This is a genomic window from Streptomyces sp. NPDC059866, from assembly GCF_042731325.1.
GTDB classification, from domain to species: domain Bacteria; phylum Actinomycetota; class Actinomycetes; order Streptomycetales; family Streptomycetaceae; genus Streptomyces; species Streptomyces flavusporus.
Genome location: NZ_JBHWJT010000096.1, coordinates 1 through 6,947, shown reverse-complemented (window position 1 = coordinate 6,947; position 6,947 = coordinate 1). Strand labels below are relative to the sequence as shown.

The following is a 6,947-nucleotide window of genomic DNA, read 5'->3' as shown; positions in this document are numbered from 1 at the left end:
CAGCTCGGCCCAGAGTTTGACGCGGCGCCGGATGGTGCGGTCCGAGCAGCCCGGTGAGGCGATCCGCTCGTATCCGGCGCCGGTGGCATCCCAGGGGATGGTCCGGGTCGAATGCCGGGCGCTCGGGCAGCAGAGCGGCGAACTGGATCCAGGCGGGTTCCAGCAGGGAAGAAGGAAGTGCGGGCACAGCCGTCCTTCGCGGTCACAGAGCGTAGAGAACTCCATGATCACGCAGGGCCTGTGCCCGTACGGCTGCCCCCTTCCGATCCCGACCCGCCGCGACCTGCTGGTGGGCCTCCAGGCATCGGGGGGATTGTCAGTGATGGCTGCGACCCTGTCGGTCATGGATGAGCAGCAGTTCATGCGCGGCCGGGCCTACGGGGCCGACCACGACGATCCCGGTCCACCCCGGACACATCTACGTGCAGTTGGTGGTCGGTCCTTTGGACGGCCTGCTCCTGGACGTCACCGACCTGCCCGACAACGCCCAGAGTGAAGGCGTCGCTTTGATCACCGACAGGCGGTCGTACCAGCAGGAGCATCAGCACCGACCGGCACCGTCACACGCTGAGATCGACCCCCGTTCCGGTGGGCAGCCAACGGAAGCTGTTTCGGATGTCGGGGGGAGCCGAGGCGAGGTGCCGTTCGATGGCTTCGCGGTTCTCGCGGAAGTGCTGCCAGCCCTCGTAGTGGATGGGGAGGGCGGTTCGCGGGGAGAGCAGACGGCACAGCTCCACGGCCTGAGCGGCGGTCATCGTGTAGCGGATCGGGCCCGTCAGCGGGAAGCGCACGCCGCCCATGTGCAACAGGGCGGTGCCGACGTCCAGGCGACGGGCAACGTGTCGTACGCCGTCGTAGAGGACGGTGTCTCCGGAGATCCACAGGACGCCGTGCCGTTGTCCCTTCCAGCGGAGCGCGAAGCCGGTGACGTCCCCGGTGAGCGGCCGCGACAGCGGCGGTCCGTGGCGGGCGGGCGTCGCCGTGATGTCGATCGTCGTGCGCCCTGGGGCCTGGAGGCGTGTGGTCGTCCAGGGCGCCAGGCCACGGGCGTTGCCACCGAGCCGTCGTGCTCCGGACGGCGTGGTGAGCACGGTGTCGGCGGTCGGCAGCAGGGCCTGCCCCGCCGTGTCAAGGTTGTCGCCGTGGTGGTCGTGGCTGAGCAGGATGGCGTCGACCGGCGGCAGGTCCGCGGCGGCGAGGGCGGGGCCGGACACCTTGCGGGACGACGTGCCCCAGCCGAACGAGTAGCGGCGCCCCGGCGGATCGAACGTCGGGTCGGTCAGCAGCCGCCAGCCGCCGACCTCGATCAGTGCGGTCGGGCCGCCGATGTGGGTGACGCGGACATCGGTCATACGGTGATCCCCTCCGGTGGCCCGGGGCGGGGTACGGCCGCCCCGGGCGTACTGGTGGCTATCGGGCGTGCGACAGGGCCCACGACAGCGCGTAGTCCGCGATCTCTTCCCAGCCCGGCGAGGCCGGCATCAGATGCGGCTGCCCCGGATACACCTTGACCTCGGTGACGGTGTTCGACTTGTAGTGCTTGGCGTTGGATTGCTGGACCTGGGGCGGCATGAGGTGGTCCAGCTCGCCGGAGAGGAACAGCAGCGGTGCACGGTCGTCGTTGTGGTAGTTCACCCAGATGTCCTGGTGGCCGGGCTGGAGGTTGGCCAGCACGCTGTTCCACAGGATGCGGCCCGACGCGGGGATCGCGTAACGCTCGTACAGCGCCCGGGACTCCTCTTCGGAGAAGGTGTTGGTGAAGGCGTAGTGCCACTGCTCGTGGGTGAGGCCGACCGCCTTGTGGTGGTTGGCGGGGCTCTTGAGCACGGGGAAGGTGGACTTCAGCTGGCTCAGCGGGACTACTTTCACGCCTTCGGTGGGCGCGGAGTTGATGGCCACTCCGGCCGCGCCGAAGCCGTGGTCGAGCAGGATCTGGGTGAATGCCCCGCCCGCGGAGTGGCCGATCAGGACGGGCGGCCGGTCGAGTCCGCGGATCACGTTCGCCAGGCTCTCGATGATCTGTGGGGCAGTCACCTTCTCGATCGGGGTCGGGTCGGCGTTCAGGGACTCGACCTCCGCCTCGAAGCCGGGGTAGGCGGGCGCGAGCACGCGGTAACCCTGCTTCTCGTAGCGGTCGATCCAGTGCTCCCAGCTGCGTGGCGTCACCCAGAAGCCGTGGATGAGGACGATGGTGTCCGGTGCGGTCATCGATGTTCCTTTCGGAGCGTCAGCTGGTGGCGCGGTGGGCGGCCACGATCTGGCGGACGACGACGTCGGGGTGCGACATCATCACGACGTGGGAGGCTCCCTCGACCTCGACGGTCATGCTCCCGGCGCGCTTGGCCATGAAGCGCTGCGCCGCGGCCGGGATGACGTTGTCGGCGGTGGGGATCACATACCAGGACGGCAGGCTCTTCCAGGCCGGTACGCCGCTGTCGGACGCCAACCCGCCCACGCTGCCCGGGCGTTGGGTGGCCGCCATGAGCCGCGTCACGGAGGTCGGCAGGTCCCCGGCGAAGACGTCGTGGAACTTCGCCGGGTCGATGTAGCCGTCCGTGCCGGTGGTGCCGTCGGGCAGCGGGAACGGGCGGGTCACCAGCGCGTCCGGCAGCTTGCTGCCCGGGAACATGCCGGCCAGTTGCAGCGCGCTCTCGCCCTCGTCGGGCGCGAAGGCCCCGACGTACACCAGTGCCTTGACGTGGGAGTGTCCGCGCCCGGCGTTGGTGATGACCTCGCCGCCGTAGGAGTGGCCGACGAGGATGACCGGGCCGGTGATGGTGTCGACGACGCTGGAGACGTACGCCGAGTCGCCCGCCAGGTCGCGCAGCGGGTTGGCTGGGGCGATGACCGGGAAGCCGGCCTTCAGCAGCCGGGCGATGACGTCGTTCCAGCCGGAGGAGTCGGCGAACACGCCGTGCACGAGCACGACGGTCGGTTTGGTACCGCCGCCCGAGCGGGCGGAGGCCGAGGCGGGAGCGGCGCCGAGCGTGACCGCCCCCGCCGCGAGCAGGCCGCCGAGGACGCGACGGCGTGGCTGGCCTTCGGGAATCATGTGGTGGTTCCTTCCGGAGTCAGGAGTTGAGGAAGTCCAGCAGGTCGGCGCCGAGTTGCTCCTTGTGCGTGTCCGTGATGCCGTGCGGCGCGCCCGGGTAGACCTTCAGCGTCGCGTTCTTGATGCGGGCCGCCGAGGCCTTGCCGCCCACCTCGAAGGGCACGACCTGGTCGTCGTCGCCGTGGATGACCAGCGTGGGTACGTCGAAGGCGTCCAGGTCGGCGCGGAAGTCGGTGGCCGAGAACGCCGCGATGCATTCGTAGGCGCCTCGGTGCCCGGCCTGCAGGCTCTGGCGCCAGAACGCGTCCCGGATGCCCTGGGAGACATCGGCGCCGGGGCGGTTGTGCCCGAAGAACGGGCCGTCGGCGAGGTCGCGGTATAGCTGCGAGCGGTCGGCGAGCGACCCGGCGCGGATCGCGTCGAACACCTCGCCCGGCACCCCGCCCGGGTTGTCGTCGGTCCTGAGCATCAACGGCGGTACGGCGGAGACCAGCACGATCTGCGCGATGCGGGCGGTGCCGTGCCGCCCGATGTAGCGGGCGACTTCGCCGCCGCCCGTGGAGAAGCCGACGAGCGTCGCGTCGCGCAGGTCGAGCTCGTCGATGAGGGTGGCGAGGTCGTCGGCGTAGGTGTTCATCTCGTTGCCGTGCCAGGTCTGGGCGGACCGGCCGTGCCCACGGCGGTCGTGGGCGATGGTGCGGAAGCCGTTCGATGCGAGGAACAGCTGTTGTGCCTCCCAACTGTCGGAGTTCAGCGGCCAGCCGTGGCTGAGCACGACCGGCCGGCCCGTGCCCCAGTCCTTGTAGAAGATCTGCGCTCCGTCGCTTGCGGTGATGTACGGCATGGAAATGCTCCCGTCTGCGGGATCTGTCCGGCCCTCCGAGCGTCGGTCAGGCCGGACGGTGCTCGAATCCCGTGGAGCGCGTAGTCGTGACCGGGGTCAGTCCTCCAAGGCCTGGTGGAGCTGGCGCCGCGACGTCACGTCGAGCTTCCGGAAGATCTTGCGCAGGTGGTAGTCGACGGTGCTGGCGCTGATGTACAGCTGGGCGGCGATCTCGGCGTTGGTCGCGCCGCCCTTGGCGAGGCGGGCGATCTGCAGTTCCTGCGGGGTCAGCGTGTTCGTCGACCCGGCCGTCCCGCGCTGGGGGTTGGTCCCGGTGGCGGCCAGCTCCTGGGCGGCGCGCGCCGCGTATCCGGTGGCCCGCATGGCGTCGAACATCGCGACGGCCGTGTGCAGCTGCTCGCGGGCGTCCTTGCGGCGCTTGCGGCGACGCAGCCACTCGCCGTACAGCAAATGGGCGATGGCGAGATCGGAGCGGGCTCTGGTGCCCGACAGCAGGGTGATCGCCTCGTTGTACAGCGGCTCGGCGTCGTCGACGGGCGCGAGCAGGGCGCTCGAGCGGGCCAGCAGCCCCAGGGCCCAGGCCGTGCCGGAGGCCCTCGCCCGGGACGTCAGCGTCTTTAGTGCGGCCGTGGCCAGGACCCGGTCGCCGCAGCGTACGGCCGCCTCGACCAGGTGCGGGAGCAGCCGGGAATGCACCCCGAGCACGTCATGCTCGATCAGTTCGTGAGCCACGGTGCGCGCCTCCGCGTAGTCGCCGCGGCTCAGGGCCAGCACCACCATGCCGATGCGGGCGATGGACTCGACCGCGCCGCTGCCCAGCCAGGTGCCGGCCTCCATCGATCCGCGCAGCACGGCGTCGAGGTCGTCGCGCTCGCCGTGCCAGGCGAGCAGCTCGGGATGTCGGTAGATGGCCCACACGTCGTCGTTCGCGCCGATCGCCGCACGGATCTGGTGTCCCTCGTCCAACAGGGCGTCGGCAGCAGCCAGTTCGCCGAGGTTGGTCTCGGACATCGTGGCGCAGTACAGCGCGGTGTCCAGCTGCCACAGGGCGCCGGTCCGCCGGGCGACGTCGGCCGCCCGCTGGATGACAGCGGTGTGCGTCGGCTCGTCCCACAGGATCATCGACATGGTGATGGCGGGGAGATGGCCGCGCAGCATCTCCTCCTCGGGGGTGCCCGGGTCCAGCACCATGGCGCAGGCCCGCCGCAGGTGCGGTACGGCGCGTTCGTAGCCGTCGGTGGCGAGGACCGCGAAGGCGCGCAGCACGAGGTCGACGCCGGTTGCTTCACCGGTGCGCGGCACCAGCGTCTCCACGGCCCGGGCGATGTCGGCCGGCGTCGTGTCCCGGATGAGGTGCTCGGCGGTGATGGCGCGGTCGGTCGCCCTGAGGAGCGCTTCACGAGCCAGCTCCGGGGCACCGTCGGAGAGGAATTGGGCGGAGCGCACGCACAGTGCTGGCGCCTGGGCGAAGGAATCCGCGCGACCCAGCGCGAGGCCCGTGGTCGCCCGGACCAGTAGTGCCCGGCCCTGGCCGGCATCGCCGAGCAGTTCCCCGTCGATCCGGTCGAGCAGTGACTCCGCCTGCAGGGGCGCCCCGGCGCGCAGCGCCGCCTCGGCCGCCGCCAGCAGCCGCCCCACTCGTACGTCGTCCTCCGGCGTCAGCTCGGCTGCCCGGGTCAGGAAGGTGGCACGCGCGGCGTAGCCACCCCGCGCGCCCGCCTGGTCGGCCACGCGTTCCACCTCCGCGGCGACGGCGGCATCCGTTCCGATGGCGGCGGCGGCGAGATGCCAGGCCCGCCGGTCGGTGTCGGCCGGGCGGTCGGTGACCTCCGCCAGCGCGTGGTGCGCCTGCCGTCGCTCGACGCTGGTGGCGCCGCTGTAGACGGCCGACCGCACCAGCGGATGACGGAACTGCGCGGCGGCGTGCAGCACCACCAGACGCGCGGCCTCGGCCGGGCCGGAGGCATCCGTGCCGATGCCGAGCCGGCGGGCCGCGCTCGTGAGGTAGCCGAGGTCGCCGGCCGGCTCGGCGGCGGCGAGGAGCAGCCAGGTCTGCGTCTGCTGCGGCAGCTCGCGGACCTGCCGGAGATAGTGCGCCTCCAGCCTGCCGCCCACCGGCAGCGGTTCGGGCAGCGCGAGTCCGCCGGAGAGCTGGTCGGCGGAGAGTTCCCGCCCCAGGTCGGCCAGCGCCAGCGGGTTCCCGGCCGTGGCGGCCACGATCCGCGCCGCGACACCGGTGTCGAGCTGTCCGGAGATGCTCTCCCGCAGCAGTTCCAGAGCGAACTCGTCCTCCAGACCGGCGACTTCGGTGGAGGCGAGACCCGCGGGCGCGTCGAAACCGGTCCGCGCGGCGAACAGCAGGCCGACGCCCTCGGCGTGCACCCGCCGACCCACGAAGGCCAGCACGCCCAGCGACTCCTTGTCGAGCCACTGTGCGTCATCGACGCAGGCCAGCAGTGGCCGCTGCTTCGCGGCCCCGGCGAGCAGCGTGAGCGTCGCGAGCCCCACCAGGAACTGGTCGGCGGCCGGGCCGTCGGTCAGTCCACAGGCCACCTGCAGCGCCGAGCGCTGGGTCGCGGGCAGCGCGCCGGGTTCCTTGAGGCCGTCCAGGAACGGTACGAGCAGACGGTGCAGCGCCGCGAAAGGGAAACCGGACTCCGCCTCCACCCCCGCCACTCGCAGAACGCGCAGGTCGGCGGCCTCCGCGGCCGCATGATCCAGCAGCACGGTCTTGCCGATGCCGGCGTCACCGCGTAGGAGGACGACACCGCTCAATCCCTCGCGCAGGTCCGCGACGAACCGGTCGAGCGCTTCACGTTCCCTGACCCGCCCCTTGAGCATCACGCCGACACCTTTCAGAAAGGTCGGGTGGCAGGGTCATCAGCGACGCGGTCCCCCCACGTTCACCGCGCCCGCACCCTCCGCTGGTGCTGCCCATCCTGCATATATCCGCCCAGACTTGCAGGACACTTCCACATGTCATATGCCTCCCTCCGCTTCACCGCGGCTCTTCCGTAACCAGACCACGCTTTGTCCCTGCCGATGTGCAGC

General features: G+C 71.2%; 5 protein-coding genes and 2 pseudogenes. 1 reads left to right on the top strand and 6 read right to left on the bottom strand.

The genetic code is table 11. The features are described from left to right. Positions 1-187 (bottom strand): annotated as a pseudogene (locus ACFV7R_RS46380) (IS5/IS1182 family transposase); the annotation flags it as partial. A 156-nt stretch (positions 188-343) separates the two neighbouring features. Between ACFV7R_RS46380 and ACFV7R_RS46375 the strand changes: the two are divergent. Then, positions 344-563, top strand: a pseudogene (locus ACFV7R_RS46375) (hypothetical protein); the annotation flags it as partial. Here the strand turns inward: ACFV7R_RS46375 and ACFV7R_RS46370 are convergent. The 5 genes from ACFV7R_RS46370 to ACFV7R_RS46350 all read right to left on the bottom strand — a co-directional run bounded on the left by ACFV7R_RS46370 (position 561) and on the right by ACFV7R_RS46350 (position 6,737). Further along, positions 561-1,352 carry an MBL fold metallo-hydrolase gene (locus tag ACFV7R_RS46370; RefSeq protein WP_385276661.1) on the bottom strand — a complete coding sequence of 264 codons (792 nt, stop codon included), beginning with the start codon at positions 1,350-1,352 and terminating at the stop codon, positions 561-563. The pseudogene ACFV7R_RS46375 and the gene ACFV7R_RS46370 overlap by 3 nt on opposite strands. 58 nt (positions 1,353-1,410) lie before the next feature. After that, on the bottom strand, positions 1,411-2,208 hold the full coding sequence (locus ACFV7R_RS46365) for an alpha/beta hydrolase (RefSeq protein ID WP_385276658.1): 798 nt from the start codon (positions 2,206-2,208) through the stop codon (positions 1,411-1,413). Positions 2,209-2,227: 19 nt separating this feature from the next. Further along, positions 2,228-3,052 carry an alpha/beta fold hydrolase gene (locus ACFV7R_RS46360; RefSeq protein WP_385276655.1) on the bottom strand — a complete coding sequence of 275 codons (825 nt, stop codon included), beginning with the start codon at positions 3,050-3,052 and terminating at the stop codon, positions 2,228-2,230. A gap of 19 nt (positions 3,053-3,071) precedes the next feature. Further along, complete coding sequence (locus ACFV7R_RS46355; RefSeq protein WP_385276652.1) at positions 3,072-3,896, bottom strand: alpha/beta fold hydrolase; 825 nt, start codon at positions 3,894-3,896, stop codon at positions 3,072-3,074. Positions 3,897-3,992: 96 nt separating this feature from the next. Next, complete coding sequence (locus ACFV7R_RS46350) at positions 3,993-6,737, bottom strand: AAA family ATPase (protein WP_385276664.1); 2,745 nt, start codon at positions 6,735-6,737, stop codon at positions 3,993-3,995. Positions 6,738-6,947: the final 210 nt, after the last annotated feature.